This is a genomic window from Paracoccus angustae (genome assembly GCF_042648745.1).
GTDB classification, from domain to species: domain Bacteria; phylum Pseudomonadota; class Alphaproteobacteria; order Rhodobacterales; family Rhodobacteraceae; genus Paracoccus; species Paracoccus angustae.
Window position 1 is genome coordinate 143,637 of the sequence record NZ_JBHRXY010000005.1, and the last position, 15,250, is coordinate 158,886.

At 67.4% G+C, this 15,250-nt stretch carries 17 protein-coding genes, 1 tRNA gene and 1 other RNA gene; 4 read left to right on the top strand and 15 right to left on the bottom strand.

Annotation, left to right across the window (positions count from 1 at the left end):
• Positions 1-74: 74 nt before the first annotated feature.
• On the top strand, positions 75-1,658 hold the full coding sequence (locus ACFOM8_RS09090) for a lysine--tRNA ligase (protein ID WP_377761040.1): 1,584 nt from the start codon (positions 75-77) through the stop codon (positions 1,656-1,658).
• Positions 1,659-1,871: 213 nt separating this feature from the next.
• On the opposite strand, the gene recR is transcribed toward ACFOM8_RS09090, so the two are convergent.
• The 7 genes from recR to ACFOM8_RS09125 all read right to left on the bottom strand — a co-directional run bounded on the left by recR (position 1,872) and on the right by ACFOM8_RS09125 (position 7,686).
• Entirely contained in the window at positions 1,872-2,468 is a 597-nt protein-coding gene (recR, locus tag ACFOM8_RS09095) for a recombination mediator RecR (protein WP_377761041.1), read from the bottom strand.
• A 14-nt stretch (positions 2,469-2,482) separates the two neighbouring features.
• Positions 2,483-2,827: a YbaB/EbfC family nucleoid-associated protein gene (locus ACFOM8_RS09100; RefSeq protein ID WP_377761042.1), complete on the bottom strand. Its 345-nt coding sequence runs from the start codon at positions 2,825-2,827 to the stop codon at positions 2,483-2,485.
• Positions 2,828-2,830: 3 nt separating this feature from the next.
• On the bottom strand, positions 2,831-4,600 hold the full coding sequence (locus ACFOM8_RS09105) for a DNA polymerase III subunit gamma/tau (protein WP_377761043.1): 1,770 nt from the start codon (positions 4,598-4,600) through the stop codon (positions 2,831-2,833).
• A 65-nt stretch (positions 4,601-4,665) separates the two neighbouring features.
• Positions 4,666-5,397, bottom strand: coding sequence for a TerB family tellurite resistance protein (locus ACFOM8_RS09110; protein WP_377761044.1), 732 nt, complete (start codon positions 5,395-5,397; stop codon positions 4,666-4,668).
• Positions 5,398-5,458: 61 nt separating this feature from the next.
• Positions 5,459-5,956 carry a GNAT family N-acetyltransferase gene (locus ACFOM8_RS09115; RefSeq protein ID WP_377761045.1) on the bottom strand — a complete coding sequence of 166 codons (498 nt, stop codon included), beginning with the start codon at positions 5,954-5,956 and terminating at the stop codon, positions 5,459-5,461.
• Positions 5,956-6,753, bottom strand: coding sequence for a tryptophan synthase subunit alpha (gene trpA / locus ACFOM8_RS09120; RefSeq protein ID WP_377761046.1), 798 nt, complete (start codon positions 6,751-6,753; stop codon positions 5,956-5,958). The genes ACFOM8_RS09115 and trpA overlap by 1 nt, the downstream gene beginning before the upstream one ends.
• A 66-nt stretch (positions 6,754-6,819) precedes the next feature.
• Complete coding sequence (locus tag ACFOM8_RS09125) at positions 6,820-7,686, bottom strand: LysR family transcriptional regulator (RefSeq protein WP_377761047.1); 867 nt, start codon at positions 7,684-7,686, stop codon at positions 6,820-6,822.
• A 137-nt stretch (positions 7,687-7,823) separates the two neighbouring features.
• On the opposite strand from ACFOM8_RS09125, the gene ACFOM8_RS09130 reads away from it, so the two are divergent.
• Entirely contained in the window at positions 7,824-8,048 is a 225-nt protein-coding gene (locus tag ACFOM8_RS09130) for a DUF1127 domain-containing protein (RefSeq protein WP_377761048.1), read from the top strand.
• A gap of 79 nt (positions 8,049-8,127) precedes the next feature.
• Here ACFOM8_RS09130 and ACFOM8_RS09135 read toward each other — a convergent pair whose 3' ends face one another.
• From ACFOM8_RS09135 to ACFOM8_RS09160, 6 genes are all read right to left on the bottom strand, one after another.
• Positions 8,128-8,592, bottom strand: coding sequence for an arsenate-mycothiol transferase ArsC (locus ACFOM8_RS09135; protein ID WP_377761049.1), 465 nt, complete (start codon positions 8,590-8,592; stop codon positions 8,128-8,130).
• A 2-nt stretch (positions 8,593-8,594) separates the two neighbouring features.
• On the bottom strand, positions 8,595-9,074 hold the full coding sequence (locus ACFOM8_RS09140) for a UPF0262 family protein (RefSeq protein WP_377761050.1): 480 nt from the start codon (positions 9,072-9,074) through the stop codon (positions 8,595-8,597).
• A complete protein-coding gene (hisD, locus tag ACFOM8_RS09145) occupies positions 9,071-10,384 on the bottom strand; it encodes a histidinol dehydrogenase (protein WP_377761051.1) in 1,314 nt (437 codons plus the stop codon). Before hisD ends, ACFOM8_RS09140 begins: the two co-directional genes overlap by 4 nt.
• Positions 10,385-10,475: 91 nt before the next feature.
• Positions 10,476-10,952 carry a DUF2948 family protein gene (locus ACFOM8_RS09150; RefSeq protein WP_377761052.1) on the bottom strand — a complete coding sequence of 159 codons (477 nt, stop codon included), beginning with the start codon at positions 10,950-10,952 and terminating at the stop codon, positions 10,476-10,478.
• 3 nt (positions 10,953-10,955) lie between these two features.
• On the bottom strand, positions 10,956-12,227 hold the full coding sequence (gene murA / locus ACFOM8_RS09155) for a UDP-N-acetylglucosamine 1-carboxyvinyltransferase (protein WP_377761053.1): 1,272 nt from the start codon (positions 12,225-12,227) through the stop codon (positions 10,956-10,958).
• A complete protein-coding gene (locus tag ACFOM8_RS09160; RefSeq protein WP_377761054.1) occupies positions 12,228-12,392 on the bottom strand; it encodes a hypothetical protein in 165 nt (54 codons plus the stop codon).
• 126 nt (positions 12,393-12,518) lie between these two features.
• Between ACFOM8_RS09160 and ACFOM8_RS09165 the strand changes: the two genes are divergently transcribed.
• Positions 12,519-12,593: transfer RNA gene (locus ACFOM8_RS09165), tRNA-Thr, on the top strand.
• A gap of 65 nt (positions 12,594-12,658) precedes the next feature.
• Positions 12,659-14,254 carry a peptide chain release factor 3 gene (locus ACFOM8_RS09170; RefSeq protein ID WP_377761055.1) on the top strand — a complete coding sequence of 532 codons (1,596 nt, stop codon included), beginning with the start codon at positions 12,659-12,661 and terminating at the stop codon, positions 14,252-14,254.
• Between the two features lie 28 nt (positions 14,255-14,282).
• Here the strand turns inward: ACFOM8_RS09170 and ACFOM8_RS09175 are convergent, their stop codons facing one another.
• Together ACFOM8_RS09175 and ssrA are read right to left on the bottom strand one after the other, a co-directional pair.
• Complete coding sequence (locus tag ACFOM8_RS09175) at positions 14,283-14,750, bottom strand: SspB family protein (RefSeq protein ID WP_377761056.1); 468 nt, start codon at positions 14,748-14,750, stop codon at positions 14,283-14,285.
• A gap of 143 nt (positions 14,751-14,893) precedes the next feature.
• Positions 14,894-15,248: a transfer-messenger RNA gene (ssrA, locus tag ACFOM8_RS09180) on the bottom strand.
• Positions 15,249-15,250: the final 2 nt, after the last annotated feature.

Here is a 15,250-nt window from a genome sequence, read left to right on the forward strand (position 1 = left end):
GTGTCCGGCGCAAATTATTGACGATCGGGCGCCCTTTCAATAAGGCGTCGGGGTTCCAAACAGGAGATGACGCGATGACCACCCTGCGCGACGCCGCGATGCAATCGAAGGCCTGGCCGTTCGAAGAGGCGCGCCGGGTGCTGAAACGCTATGAAAAGAAGGATCCCGACAAGGGCTATGTCCTGTTCGAGACGGGCTATGGCCCCTCGGGCCTGCCGCATATCGGGACTTTCGGAGAGGTGGCGCGCACCACGATGATCCGCCGAGCGTTCGAGATCATCAGCGACATCCCGACGCGCCTGTTCTGCTTTTCCGACGACATGGACGGAATGCGCAAGGTGCCAGAGAATGTCCCGAACCAGGACATGCTGCGCCAGCATTTGCAGGAGCCGCTGACCACGGTGCCCGACCCCTTCGGCGAACACGACAGCTTCGGCGACCACAACAACGCCATGCTGCGCCGCTTTCTGGACACCTTCGGGTTCGAATACGAATTCATCAGCGCGACCGAGTTCTACAGGTCGGGCCGGTTCGACGACACGCTGAGGCTTGCCGCCGAACGTTATGACGCGATCATGGAGGTGATGCTGGCCAGCTTGCGCGAGGAGCGCCAGCAGACCTATTCGTGCTTCCTGCCGATCAGCCCCAAGACCGGCAAGGTTCTGTATGTCCCGATCAAGCATGTGGACGCGAAGAACGGCACGATCACCTTCGACGACGAGGACGGGCAGGAACTGACCTTGCCGGTCACGGGCGGGCAGGTGAAGCTGCAATGGAAGCCCGATTTCGGCGCCCGCTGGGCCGCGCTGGACGTGGACTTCGAGATGTACGGCAAGGACCATTCCACCAACACGCCGATCTACGACGGCATCTGCCGGATCCTGGGCGGCCGCGCGCCCGAGCATTTCACCTATGAGCTGTTTCTGGACCAGCACGGCCAGAAGATCAGCAAGTCCAAGGGCAACGGCTTGTCCATTGACGAATGGCTGACCTATGCGGCCACCGAAAGCCTGTCCTATTTCATGTACCAGAAGCCAAAAACCGCCAAGCGGATGTATTTCGACGTGATCCCCAAGGCCGTCGATGAATATCACCAGCAGCTGCGCGCCTATCCCGACCAGACGCTCGATCAGCAGCTGGCGAACCCGGTCTGGCACATCCACGGCGGCGACGTGCCCGCGTCCGACATGGTGGTGCCGTTCCAGATGCTGCTGAACCTGGCCTCGGTCGCGGGGGCCAAGGACAAGGAAGGCTTGTGGGGCTTCATCCGCCGCTATGCGCCCGAAGCCAGCCCCGAGACGCATCCGGGCCTGGACCGGGCGGCGGGATTCGCCGTGCGCTATTTCACCGATTTCGTGGCGCCCACCCGCCAGTTCCGCCAGCCCACCGAGGTCGAACGCCGCGCCATGGAGGATCTGGCCGGGCGGCTTGCCGCCTGGGACCAGCCCGCCGACCCCGAGGCGCTGCAATCCATGGTCTTCGCCATCGGCAAGGACCACGGCTTCGAGCCGCTGCGCGACTGGTTCGCCGCGCTTTATCAGGTGCTGCTGGGCGCCGACCAGGGGCCGCGCTTCGGCGGGTTCATCGCGCTTTATGGCATCGACGAGACTCGGGCGCTGATCGAAAAGGCGCTGGCGGGGGAACTGGCCGAGGCGTAGCCGCCGTTGACCGGGCGGGATCAGGAAACGCACCGCGTTTCCCCGCCCTTTGCGCGACACTGCCCCCAAAGACCGTGCCGGCCCCCGACCTCGGAAGGCCAGCGCCCGTCTTGGGGGCGGTGCGGGCGCTGGCCGGGCCTCCGGGGGCCGGCGGTTCAGGTGGATGCGTCGCGTGCTGGGGAAGACGACGGCCTTTGCCGGTCGGATTTTGCCCTACAACCGCCGCCGCGCCCGCAGAGCCGCGCTGATCGTGCCGTCGTCGAGGTAGTCCAGTTCGCCCCCGATCGGCACGCCCTGAGCCAGCCCGGTCACGGTCGCCCCGGACTCGGCCAAGGCGTCGGCGATGTAATGCGCGGTCGTCTGGCCGTCCACGGTGGCGTTCAGGGCCAAAATCACCTCGCGGATCTTTTCGCGGTCCACCCGGTCGATCAGGGCGGGGATGCCCAGGTCGTCGGGACCGATCTCGTCCAGGGCCGACAACGTGCCGCCCAGAACGTGATAGCGCCCGCCGAAGGCCCGGCCGCGTTCCATCGCCCACAGGTCGGCCACGTCCTGCACCACGCAGATCTCCCCCGTGGCGCGGGCCGGGTCGGTGCAGATCGCGCATTCGTCGCGGTCGGTGATGTTGCCGCAGGTGACGCATTCGCGGGATGCGACGGCCACCCGGTCCAGCAGCCCGGCCAGTTGCGACATCTGCCCGCTGCGCTTGCGGATCAGATGCAGCACGATGCGCCGCGCGGACCGAGGCCCAAGCCCCGGCAGCCGCGCCATCAGCCCGACAAGCGCCTGGATGTCGTCGCCGCCCGTCATTCAAGGGCCGCCATTCAGAACGGCAGCTTCATGTCGGCGGGCAGGCCCAGTTCCTGGGTGATGCGCGCCATCTCGGACTGCATCCTTTCCTGGGCCTTGCGCTGCGCGTCCTTGATGGCGGCCAGGATCAGATCCTCGACCACCTCCTTTTCGGACGGCACGAAGATCGCCGGGTCGATCTCCAGCGCGGTCAGGTCGCCCTTGGCGGTGGCGGTGGCGCGCACCAGACCCGCGCCGGATTCACCGGTCACGGTGATGGTGTCCAGATCGGCCTGCATCTGCTGCATCCGGTCCTGCATGTCCTTGGCGGCCTTCATCATCTTGGCCATGTCTCCAAAGCCGCCCAAACCCTTGATCATCGCTTAGTCCTCGTCCTCGAAGGGATCCCATTCCTCGACCTCGGCCACGGGGCCCTGGGTCAGCTCGTGCGGGTTGGCCGCGCCTTCAGCCGCCTCGACGGCCTCTGCCGCGACCGGTTCGTGGCGCACCTGTTTCAGTTTCGCGTCGGGAAAGGCCGCCAGAACCTGCTGCACGATTGGCAGCCGCAGGGCGCGCGCCTCGCGTTCGCGCCGTTCGGCCATGCGCTGTTCCGCAATCGTCGGCGCGCCGGCTTCGTTCGTGACGGTGACGGCCCAGCGGTTCCCGCCAGTCAGGCCGCGCAGGCGTTCGGCAAGACGCTGCGCCAGGTCGCGTGGCGCATCGCCCTTGGGCGCAAACTCGATCCGGCCGGGGCTGTAGCGGACCAGCGAGACATGCCGTTCCACCTGCATCAGCAGAACCATGTCCATCCGTTGCAGCAGTTCCAGAACCGAGGCGAAGTCGGGCCAGGCCGCGAAGGCATCCGGGCTGACGGCAAGCGCCGCCGCCGCGCCCGACCGCTGGGCGATCACCTGCGCGGGCCGGGCGGCGCGGGGGGCCTGAGAAGGTGCGGCAGGCGTGGCAGAGCGCGCGAAATCGCCCGCCGCCTGGGCCTGCTGGACGCGGCGGATCAGGGCTTCGGGGTCGGGCAGGTCGGCCACATGGGTCAGGCGGATCACCGCCATTTCCGCCGCCATCATGGCGTTGGGCGCGGCGGACACTTCCTCCAGCGCCTTGAGCAGCATCTGCCACAGCCGCGTCAGCACGCGCATCGCCAGCCTGCCCGCCAATTCCTGTCCGCGAACCCGTTCGTCGGGCGCGATCGTCGGATCGTCGCCCGCATCCGGCGTGATCTTCACAACGGAAATCCAGTGCGTGATCTCGGCCAGGTCGCGCAGCACGGCCACCGGGTCCGCGCCGTCGGCATATTGCGATTGCAGCTCGGTCAGGGCCGATGCGGCGTCGCCGCGCAGGATCATCTCGAACAGGTCGATCACGCGGCCACGGTCGGCCAGGCCCAGCATGGCGCGAACCTGCTCGGCGGTGGTTTCCCCCGCGCCGTGGCTGATCGCCTGGTCCAGCAGGCTGGTGGCGTCGCGGGCCGATCCTTCGGCGGCGCGGGTGATCAGGGCAAGCGCGTCCTCGGTGATCTGCGCGCCCTCGGCGGCGGCGATGCGGCGCAAAAGGGCGATCATCACCTCGGGTTCGATGCGGCGCAGGTCGAAACGCTGGCAGCGCGACAGGACCGTGACGGGAACCTTGCGGATCTCGGTGGTGGCGAAGATGAACTTCACATGGGGGGGCGGTTCCTCCAGCGTCTTGAGCAGGGCGTTGAAGGCGCTGGTGGACAGCATGTGGACTTCGTCGATGATGTAAATCTTGTAGCGCGCCGAAGCCGCCCGGTAATGCACCGATTCGATGATCTCGCGGATGTCGTTCACGCCGGTGCGGGACGCCGCGTCCATTTCCAGCACATCGACATGGCGGCCTTCGCTGATCGCAACGCAATGCTCGCATACGCCGCATGGCTCGGTGGTGGGACCGCCCTGGCCGTCGGGACCGACGCAGTTCATGCCCTTGGCGATGATCCGCGCGGTGGTGGTCTTTCCGGTGCCGCGGATGCCGGTCATGACAAAGGCCTGCGCGATACGGTCGGCGGCGAAGGCGTTCTTCAGCGTGCGCACCATGGCGTCCTGGCCGACCAGGTCGGCAAAGGTCTCGGGCCGGTATTTGCGGGCCAGAACCTGATAGGCAGGCGCTGCGTCTTGGGGCATCGTGGGGTCCGTCAAAGGGTCATGCCGAACCTAGTCGCTGCGGCCCTGCGCGGCAAGGGCCGGGCCTATTCGGCAGGTTCGGGAACCGTGCCGCGGCGCATGGAGCGGAACTTGTCCCAAGCCTCATTCAGGCGGCGGGTGCGGGCCTCGGCCAGGCGCACGGCCTCGGGGGGAAGGCCGCGGGCGATGGCGCGGTCGGGATGGGCTTCCAGGATCAGGGCGCGGAACCGCTTGCGCGCCTCGGGCAGGGGGGTGTCGGGCGGAATGCCCAGCACGTCGCAGGGCGGGCAATCCGACTTGCGGTCGTGGCGCAGGCGGATGGCCGCGACGCGTTCGGCGGGCAGGCCGAAGATGCGGCCCACCTCGTCGATGAACAGGATCTCGTTCTCGTGCATCCCGCCGTCGGCCACGGCGATGATGCAAAGCCCCTCGATCACGTCGGCCAGAACCGGATCGCCCGGAGGGAACATCGCGGCGATGCGGCGCGCCCAGGCGTCAAAGCCCGCCACATCCTGCCGCGCCAGGTCGAAGACGCGGGCGGCGTTCCTTTCCTCGGCCCGGGGAATGATGAAGACGCGGCGGAAGGCCGCGACTTCGGCGCGGCCCACGGTGCCGTCCGCCTTGGCGAGCTTTGCGCCGAGCGCGATCACGGCGATGGTGAAGGCCACGGACCGTTCGGGCGGAATCGCCGCGCGCTGGCTGCCCAGAAGCGCGGCCAGCCGGTCGCCGATCCGCTGCCAGAAGCTGCGGGGCTTTGGCAGGCAGGGGCAGGGATTGTCTGTCGCGCGCGTGTCCATGAGGGCAGGTTAGCCGCTAACGCGCGGCAAGGGTAGGGGCAGGGTGTCGCGCCTGCCCCGTTCAGGCGGCCAGATCCTTGCCCATCAGCACAAGGTCGTGGAACCGGCCGAATTTCCAGCCTGCCCAGGGGATCCGGCCCCATTCGGCATAGCCGGCGCGCAGGTGGAACCGCAACGAGCCTTCGTTCGAGGCCGTGATGCCGCCGATCAAAAGCCGGTGTCCGGCCCCGCGTGCGCGGTCCTCCAGGGCGTTCAGCAGCAACCGGCCGGTGCCGCTGCCGCGCGCTTCCGGCGCGAGGTAGATCGTGTGTTCCATGCTGCGCGCATAGCCGCCGCCGGTGCGGAACTGGGAATAGGTCGCAAAGCCCAGCACCTGGTCCCCGGCCTGGGCCACCAGAAAAGGATGGCCCCCGGCCTGACGGTCGCGGATCAGCGCGGCGATTTCGGGATTGGTGCGCTCCGTCGGCCAGAAGGTGATCACGGTGTCGCGGACGATCGGGTTCCAGATCGCCGCGATGGCGGGCACGTCGTCCGGCGTGGCCTCGCGCAGCCGGGTCATCAGCCGCGATGCGCCCCGGCGGCCAGATCGCGCACGAAGTCCAGAACCTCGGGCACCGGGCGGCCTTCGCCGATCTTCTTGACGATGGCGCTGCCCACGACGCAGCCGTCGGCCACCCCCGCGATCCGTTCTGCCGCGTCGGGGGTCGAGATGCCGAAGCCCACCACGACGGGCAGGTTGGCGGCGGCGCGGATGCGCGCGACCTCGGGGGCGACCTCGGCGGCGTCGGCGGCGGGGCCGCCGGTGATGCCGGTCACGCTGACATAGTAGACAAAGCCCGAGGTGTTCCTGACCACCGCGGGCAGGCGGCGGTCGTCGGTCGTGGGCGTGGCAAGGCGGATGAAGTTCAGGCCCGCGCGCGCCGCGGGGATGCACAGCTCCTCGTCCTCCTCGGGCGGCAGATCGACAATGATCAGGCCGTCCACTCCCGCCGCCTTGGCATCGGCCAGAAAGGCCTCGACGCCGCCGGGACGGGCGTAGATGGGGTTGTAGTATCCCATCAGCACGACCGGCGTTGTGTTGTCGGACTTGCGGAATTCGCGCAGGATCTCCAGCGTGCGCGTCACGCTGCCGCCTGCGGCGAGGGCGCGCTGGCCGGCGGCCTGGATCGTGGGGCCGTCGGCCATGGGATCGGTGAAGGGCATTCCCAGTTCGATGATGTCCACGCCCGCGTCCGGCAGGCCGCGCATGATCTCCAGCGTCGTCGCCTCGTCGGGATCCGAGGCCATGATATAGGTCACGAAGGCCTTGCGTCCCTGGGCCTGAAGGCGCTGAAAGGTATCGTCGATCCGGGTCATGTGCCACTCCGCTCTGCCGCTGCCTCCTTGCAGCGGACGGGGCGGGCTGTCAATCAGGCGCGGGGATCATGCGGCCATGGCTGCGACCTCGGTCACGGCCCGTCGAAGATAGCCCGCGAACTCGGCCGCCTCGCGCCGCGCCGGGCCGTCGGCCACATAGACGTTCAGCCAGGTGGGCGGCAGGGGCGGCAGGGCGCCGCCGTGGTCCACCGGCTCCAGCCCCGCCTGGGCGATGCCGCGCGGCAGGATCGTGATGCCCAGATCGGCGGCGGCGCTGACCCGCCAGGTGTCGCTGCCCCCGTCGGCGACGGCCTGCACCCATTCGATGCCCGCGCGTTCCAGCGCCGTCAGGCCCACCGGGTAATAGGCGCAATGCGGCGAGTTCGCCAAGGGCAGCGGGCGCTGCGTCCAGGCGGCGCCGCCGATGGCGCCGAACCAGGCCAGGTCCACCTTGGACAGATGGATCGCGCCGGGGGGCGTCTCGAATTCGGTGGTCAGGATCACGTCGTGTTCGCCGCGCTTCATCTGCTGGCGCAGATCCTTGCTGCGGCCGTCGTTGATGATCAGCTCGATGCGCGGATTGGCCTGGCGGAAGGCGCGCACCGCCTGGGCGACCTTGGTGAACAGCCAGTCGCTGGTCAGGCCCACGCGCAGCCGCGCCTCGGGGCGCTGTCCGGTGAAGCGCGACACGATGGCGTCGTTCAGCGCCACCAGCTTGCGCGCCTCGATCAGCAGTTCCACGGCGAAATCGGTCAGCACCACGCCCCGACCCTGCTTTTGCAGCATCGCCTCGCCGAACAGATCCTCGAGCCGCTTCATCTGCATCGACAGCGCGCTTTGGGTCATGTTCAGCCCCTCGGCCGCGCGGGTCACGGCGCCGTATTCGGCCACGGCCTGAAGCGACCTCAGCGTGCCGATATCCAGATTGCGCATCGTTCAACATTCCTGATGGAAGGGATCAAAAACATTCGTTTCAAAAATACATCGGACGGGCCTATCAATCAAGAACGGAAATAAAACGACGCCAACGCATCATGAGACATGATGCTTTCAATCACCGGAGATGAACGATGGCCCCGAAGACCGCATCGCTTCATGTCCTTGCCGGGCACGGCCCTTTCCCGCGCCCGTCACTGGGCAAGCGCATTCTGACCATTCTGAGCGTCCGCCGATCCCGCCAGGAACTGTCGCATCTGAGCGACGAGCAGCTGCGCGACATCGGCCTGACCCGCGATCAGGTCGCGGACGAGATCGCGCGTCCCATCTGGGACGTGCCCAACAACTGGCGTCGCTGATCTTACCCCATCAGGATTGCCAAACTGCCGCGCCGCCTGCATGGGCTGGCGCGGTTTTTTTTTGGCCGGGCGGAAGGCGCTAATCCTCGGCCGTGGGCGGGCCGAAGCGTTCGATCATGCGCGCCCGGATCTGGTCGCGGGTCTGGCGATAGGCGGCCAGCCTGGCCTCGCGCCCTTCGGCCAGGCCGGTGGGGTCCATGATCGGCCAGTATTCCACGTCGAGGTGATAAACCCGCGTCAGTTCCAGCGCCTGCCGCTGGCTGGCGGGCGACAGCGCGACGATCAGGTCGAAGCCGCCCAGGTCGTCGCCCCAGTCCTTCATTTCCTCGAAGCTGCGGGAGCGGTGGTTCTCGATCCTGACGCCGATCTCGTCGCAAACGGCGATGGCGAAGCCGTCCACCTCCATGTCGTTCTTGACGCCCGCCGATTGCACATAGGCGGCGCGGCCGTAGAACTTCTTCATCATCCCCTCGGCGATGGGCGAACGGATGGAGTTGTGATCACAACAGAACAGGACCGAAGCAGGGATCGTGTTCTGCGCCATCGTCAGCCCTGGGGCACCAGGGCGCAGATCAGGGTGAACAGGCGCCGGGCGGTGTCGATGTCCAGTTCGGCCTTGCCTTCCAGCCGTTCCTGCAAGGTCCGCGCGCCTTCGTTGTGAATGCCGCGCCGGGCCATGTCGATGGCCTCTATCTGGGCGGGGGGCAGGCGCTTCACGGCATCGAAATAGCTTTGGCAGATCTGGAAGTAGTCCTTGGTCACCTGCCGGAACGGACCAAGAGACAGGTGGAACTCGGCCACTTTGTCGCCTCCTTCGTCCGCCAGGTCGAAGACCAGGCGGCGTTCGCGGATGCACAGGTCCAGCTTGAACGGCCCCTGCGGGGCGGGCTGACCGTCGCGGCCGGGCACCGCGAAGCTGTTGTCCTCGATCAGGTCGAAGATGGCCACGCGGCGTTCCTGATCCATCTCGGGGGTGGCGGGGGGTGCCTGGGAATCGTCGATCTCGATCTGGATGATCCGGCTCATGCGGGGGGCCTTTCGTTCAGATGCTCCAGCCGGGCGCGGATCGATTCGCCATGCGCCTGCAACCCTTCGGCGGCGGCCAGGCGCATGGCGGCATGGCCCACTGCGTTCAGCGCGCCGGGCGTCAGCCGCGCCATGGTGGTGCGCTTGAGGAAATCCAGCACCGACAGTCCCGAGGAAAAGCGCGCCGACCGCGCGGTCGGCAGGACGTGGTTCGGGCCGCTGACGTAATCGCCGACGGCCTCGGGCGTGTGCGGCCCCAGGAAGATCGCGCCGGCATGGACGCATTTCGCGGCCAGGGCCTCGGGGTCGTCCACGCACAGTTCAAGATGCTCGGGCGCGATGCGGTTCGACAGGACGGCGGCCTCGTCCAGGTCGCGGGCGATGATGATGGTGCCGTAGTCGCGCCAGCTTGCGCCCGCGATCCGGGCGCGGGGCAGGCCGGGCAGGATGCGGTCCACCGCGCCCGCGACGGCATGGCCAAGCGCCGGATCGGTGGTGATCAGGATCGACTGCGCGTCGGCGTCATGTTCCGCCTGCGCCAGCAGATCCAGCGCCAGCCAGTCGGGGTGCTGGTCGCCTTCCGCGATCACCAGAACCTCAGACGGGCCTGCGATCATGTCGATGCCCACCTTGCCAAAGACCTGCCGCTTGGCCGCGGCGACATAGGCGTTGCCCGGCCCGGTGATCTTGTCCACGGGCGCGATGGTGCGGGTGCCGTAGGCCATGGCGGCAATCGCCTGCGCCCCGCCGATGCGATAAATCTCGGTGACGCCCGACAATTGCGCGGCCAGCAGAACCAGCGGGTTGACGTGACCGCCCGGCGTCGGCACGCAGATCACCAGCCGCTCCACCCCGGCCACCCGCGCCGGGATCGCGTTCATCAGCACGGATGACGGATAGGCCGCCTGGCCCCCCGGCACATACAGCCCCGCCGCCGAGACCGCGCTCCAGCGCCAGCCCAGGGTCGCGCCCTGCGGATCGGTCCAGCTGGCATCCTCGGGCATCTGGCGGGCGTGATAGGCGCGGATGCGGTCGGCGGCCAGCGTCAGCGCCGCCCGGTCCTGGGACGAGACATGCGCGATCTGCGCCGCGATCTCGTCGGGCGAAAAGCGCAGCCGGCCGGGCGTCAGGTCCAGCCGGTCGAAGCGGCTGGTCAGTTCGCAAAGCGCCGCGTCGCCGCGCTGCCGCACATCCCTGACGATCGCCGCCACGGCATCGTTCACATCGGCCGAATCCTCGCGCTTGGCCGAAAGCATGTCGGCAAAGCGCGCCTCGAAGTCGGGATCCGATGTGTTCAGCGTGACGGGCATGATCTGTCCTCTGGTGTCACGCCTTGTTAGCCGCAACCCCCGCCCGCCTCAAGCGCCGCAAAGGCGCCTTCTTCTTTGTCCAAATACCCTCTTACTCGGGATGCACGGGCGCCTTGCCCGATACCGCGCGATAGGGCCGCGTCACGTCGCGCAGGTCGATGTTGATGCATTCCAGTTCGGCCGCAAGCGTCCCGTCGCCCGCGAATTCCAGAAGCAGGCGCCCGGTGCCGTCGGGGCCGGGCTGCCAGACCATCGCCAGCAGTTCCAGCACGGTGTCCGCGTCGCGGCCGATGCCGTCGGACAGCACCCGCTGCACGTCGCGGATCAGCAGGACGGACCGGACGCGCTCGTAGTCGCGCCCCTCGGCCGCGGCCTGTTCGGCATCCTCCCAGCGGAAGCGGTTCAGCAGCAGGGCCAGCGTCCGCCCGCGCGGGTCATAGGACATCTCGGACGCGGGCAGGACCGCGTCCTGCAACAACGCGGACAGGATGCGCAGATCCTGCTCATCCTCGGCCATCAATGCCAGGGGGGCGGGGTCGGCATCTGCGAAACGGGCATCCTGTGGCATCGCTTACTCCTCTTTCACGCGTTCGATATGGGCGCCCACGCCGCGCAGCTTGCGGACCACATGCTCATAGCCGCGGTCCAGGTGGTAAACCCGGCTGACGGTGGTCTGACCCTGGGCCGCAAGCCCGGCCAGGATCAGGCTGACCGAGGCGCGCAGGTCGGTGGCCATCACCGGCGCCCCGCGCAACCCGTCAACGCCGGTCACGGTTGCATGGCCGCCATGAACCTCGATCCGCGCGCCCATGCGGGTCAGTTCCGGGGCGTGCATGAAGCGATTCTCGAAAATGGTTTCCTCCAGCACGCTTGTGCCTTCGGCCACGCACATCAGCGCCATGAACTGCGCCTGAAGGTCGGTCGGGAAGCCGGGAAAGGGCTCGGTCGTGACGTTCACGGCGCGGACAGCGCCGTTCCTGCGGCTGACCTTGAGGCCGCGCGTCGTTTCGGTGACGCTGATCCCGGCCTCGTCCAGCTTTTCGCAAAAGGCCGACAGCAGTTCGATCCGGCCCCCCAGGCATTCGACCTCGCCCCCGCAGATGGCGGGCGCCAGCATGTAGGTGCCAAGCTCGATCCGGTCGGTGACGACGGGATGGGTCGCGCCGTGCAGCGCATCGACCCCCTGAATGGTGATGGTGCCCGTTCCCTCGCCTTCGATCTGCGCCCCCATGGCGCGCAGGCAGCGGGCGAGATCGACGATCTCGGGCTCTCGCGCGGCGTTCGTCAGGACCGTGGTGCCGCGCGCCAGGGTCGCGGCCATCAGCGCGTTTTCCGTGGCCCCGACCGAGACGATGGGGAAATCGACCGCCGCCCCGCGCAGGCCGCCGGCGGGCGCCTTGGCATGGACATAGCCGTCGCGCAGATCCAGTTCCGCGCCCATCGCCTCGAAGGCCTTCAGGTGCAGGTCCACCGGGCGCGCGCCGATGGCGCAGCCGCCGGGCAAGGACACCTCGGCCCGGCCGTCGCGCGCCAACATCGGCCCCAGCACCAGGATCGAGGCGCGCATCTTGCGCACGATGTCGTAATCGGCGCGGTGGCTGGTCAGGTCATGGCTGGACAGTGCCAGCACCTGGCCGTCCTGGAGGCTGGCGACCTCGGCCCCCAGGCTTCGCAGCAGGGCGGTCATGGTGCGGATGTCGGACAAGCGCGGCGCGTTGGTCAGCGTCAGCGGCTGATCCGTCAGCAGCGTCGCGGGCATCAGCGTCAGGCAGGCGTTCTTGGCCCCTGCGATGGGGATTTCCCCCGAAAGCGGGCCGTTCCCGCGAACGATGATCTGGTCCATCTAAGCGTCGTCCTTGCCTGTATCGCTGTCCTGCGGCCCGGTGTCGTCCTGCGCGGCGCGCGCGCGCGCCTGCGCCTTGCGGCGTTGCAGATTGGCGCGCAGGGCGGCCCGCAGCCGATCCTCGCGCGTTTCCTGCCTTTTCTTGTCGTCCGGGCGCTCGTTCATCCGCAACCTGTTAGCGCCGGGCGCGGCAACAGTCCAGCAAAGCGCGCAGGGGCGCGGGAACAGGCGATTTTTCTGCCGATCCCCCTTGCGCGGGCCGCAGGCTTTGTCTAAACGCCCCTACACGGCGCTGCGGTAGCTCAGTGGTAGAGCACACCCTTGGTAAGGGTGAGGTCGAGAGTTCAATCCTCTCTCGCAGCACCATTTCACGCCACATCAAACCACACCGGCGATTGCGCATTCCCGCCCCGCGCGCTACAGGCCGCCCCATGACAAACCGTCCCGATCTTCCGCCCGAAATCGCCCGCCGCCGGACCTTCGCGATCATCTCGCATCCCGACGCGGGCAAGACCACTCTGACCGAGAAGTTCCTGCTGTACGGCGGCGCCATCCAGATGGCGGGGCAGGTGCGCGCCAAGGGCGAGGCGCGGCGCACGCGGTCGGACTTCATGAAGATGGAGCAGGAGCGGGGCATCTCGGTCAGCGCCTCGGCGATGTCCTTCGACTTTGACGGCTATCGCTTCAACCTGGTCGACACGCCGGGCCACAGCGACTTTTCCGAAGACACCTATCGCACCCTGACCGCCGTGGACGCGGCGATCATGGTCATCGACGGGGCCAAGGGGGTGGAATCCCAGACCCGCAAGCTGTTCGAGGTCTGCCGGTTGCGCGACCTGCCGATCCTGACCTTTTGCAACAAGATGGACCGGGAATCGCGCGACACCTTCGAGATCATCGACGAGATCCAGGAAAACCTGGCCATCGACGTGGCCCCGGCGTCCTGGCCCATCGGGGTGGGCCGCGACTTCATCGGCTGCTACGACATGCTGCACGACCGGCTGGAGCTGATGGACCGCGCCGATCGCAACAAGGTGGCCGAGTCGGTCAAGATGGAGGGCCTGGACGATCCCCGCCTGGCCGACCACGTTCCCGCCGACCTGCTTTCGACGCTGCGCGACGAGGTCGAGATGGCGCGCGAGCTGCTGCCCGCCTTTGACCGCAAGTCCTTTCTGGAAGGGCACATGACGCCGATCTGGTTCGGCAGCGCGATCAACAGCTTTGGCGTGCGCGAGCTGATGAAGGGGATCAGCGCCTATGGTCCGCCCCCGCAGCCGCAGAACGCCGCCGATCGCGAGATCGCGCCCGAGGAAAAGGCCGTCACCGGCTTTGTCTTCAAGGTCCAGGCCAACATGGATCCCAAGCATCGCGACCGGGTGGCCTTTGTGCGCCTCGCCAGCGGGCATTTCGAACGCGGCATGAAGCTGACCCATGTGCGGTCCAAGAAGCCGATGGCGGTCACGAACCCGGTGCTGTTTCTGGCCGCCGACCGCGAGCTTGCGGACGAGGCCTGGGCGGGCGACATCATCGGCATCCCCAACCACGGCCAGCTTCGCATCGGCGACGCCCTGACCGAAGGCGAGGCGCTGCGCTTCATCGGCATTCCGTCGTTCGCGCCGGAACTGCTGCAATCGGTGCGCGCCACCGATCCGATGAAGGCCAAGCACCTGGAAAAGGCGCTGATGCAATTCGCGGAAGAAGGCGCGGCCAAGGTGTTCAAGCCGATGATCGGGTCGGGCTTCATCGTGGGCGTCGTGGGCGCGCTGCAATTCGAGGTTCTGGCCAGCCGGATCGAGATCGAATACGGCATCCCCGTCCGCTTCGAGGCATCGCAGTTCACCAGCGCCCGCTGGGTCGCGGGGCCCAAGGACAAGGTCGAGGCCTTTGTGAACGCCAACAAGGGCCATATCGCCCAGGACCACGACGGCGACATGGTCTATCTGACGCGGCTGCAATGGGACATCGACCGCGTGAGCCGCGATCACCCGGACCTGCGGCTGACGGCGACCAAGGAAATGATGGTGTGAAACGGGGCGCTTCGGGCGCCCCTTCCCCTTATTTCCGCCAGCGGTCCAGTTGCACCACCTCGCCGCCGCCGTTCGATCCGCCGTCGGGGCTGTCGTCGCCGTCCTCATCGTCTTCGTCGTCCCCGTCGTCATCCTCGGCTTCCTGCGTCTCGAAGCGCAGGCCGAATTCGACGGACGGATCGACAAAGGTGCGCAGCGCGTCGAAGGGGATGCGCAGCGGCTCGGGCGAGTTGCCGAAGTTCAGGGTGACGGTGAAGCCCTCGTCGTCCACGGTCAGGTTGTCGAACCAGTGCTGGATGACGATGGTCATTTCCTCGGGGTAACGCTCGCGCAGCCAGTCTGCCATCTCGACCCCGTCTTCGCGCGTGTCGAAGGTGATGAAGAAGTGGTGGTCGCCCGGCAGGCCGTGTTCCGCGACGCGTTCCAGAACGTCCGCGATCAGCCCTTGCAGCGCGCGGTGCATCATCCCGCCATAGTCGATTCCGGTTCGCGCCATGCCAGTCCCCTTCGAATTCCGGGCCAGCATAGGCATATGGCGGGTATTGAAAAGGGGGGCGGCCGGCCGTTGGGCAAGAAACCCGCGATGCCCACGGCGGTGCAAGGCGCCGCCTGCGCAGGCATGTCGAACAACTGGCTGAAAGTGCAGGATTCTGTTGCCAGGCTCCTGCGGGCCCCGCCTTACGCTGCTAGGCGCAAGGGCTTAGGTTTCGATCTTGCGGACTGCTTACGCAGCCAGCGCGACCGGAGCACGGTTGTCGTTGGCAACTGTACATTTTGCACCGATAACGGTGGTGGCTCACCGAGACAAAGCAAACATCTTTAGACGTTCGTCGATCCTGTTTCGACCCCAAGGCCCCCCAACGAGGGTGATCTGGTGGAGTCGCCGGGTACCGCCCCCGGGTCCGATCCGCTTATTCCATGCGCGTTTATGTCCATAGTCCGGGTTGCCCCGGACAAGGTGAATATAGGCGCAGGCTTGGCGGCCTGCAAGTCCGG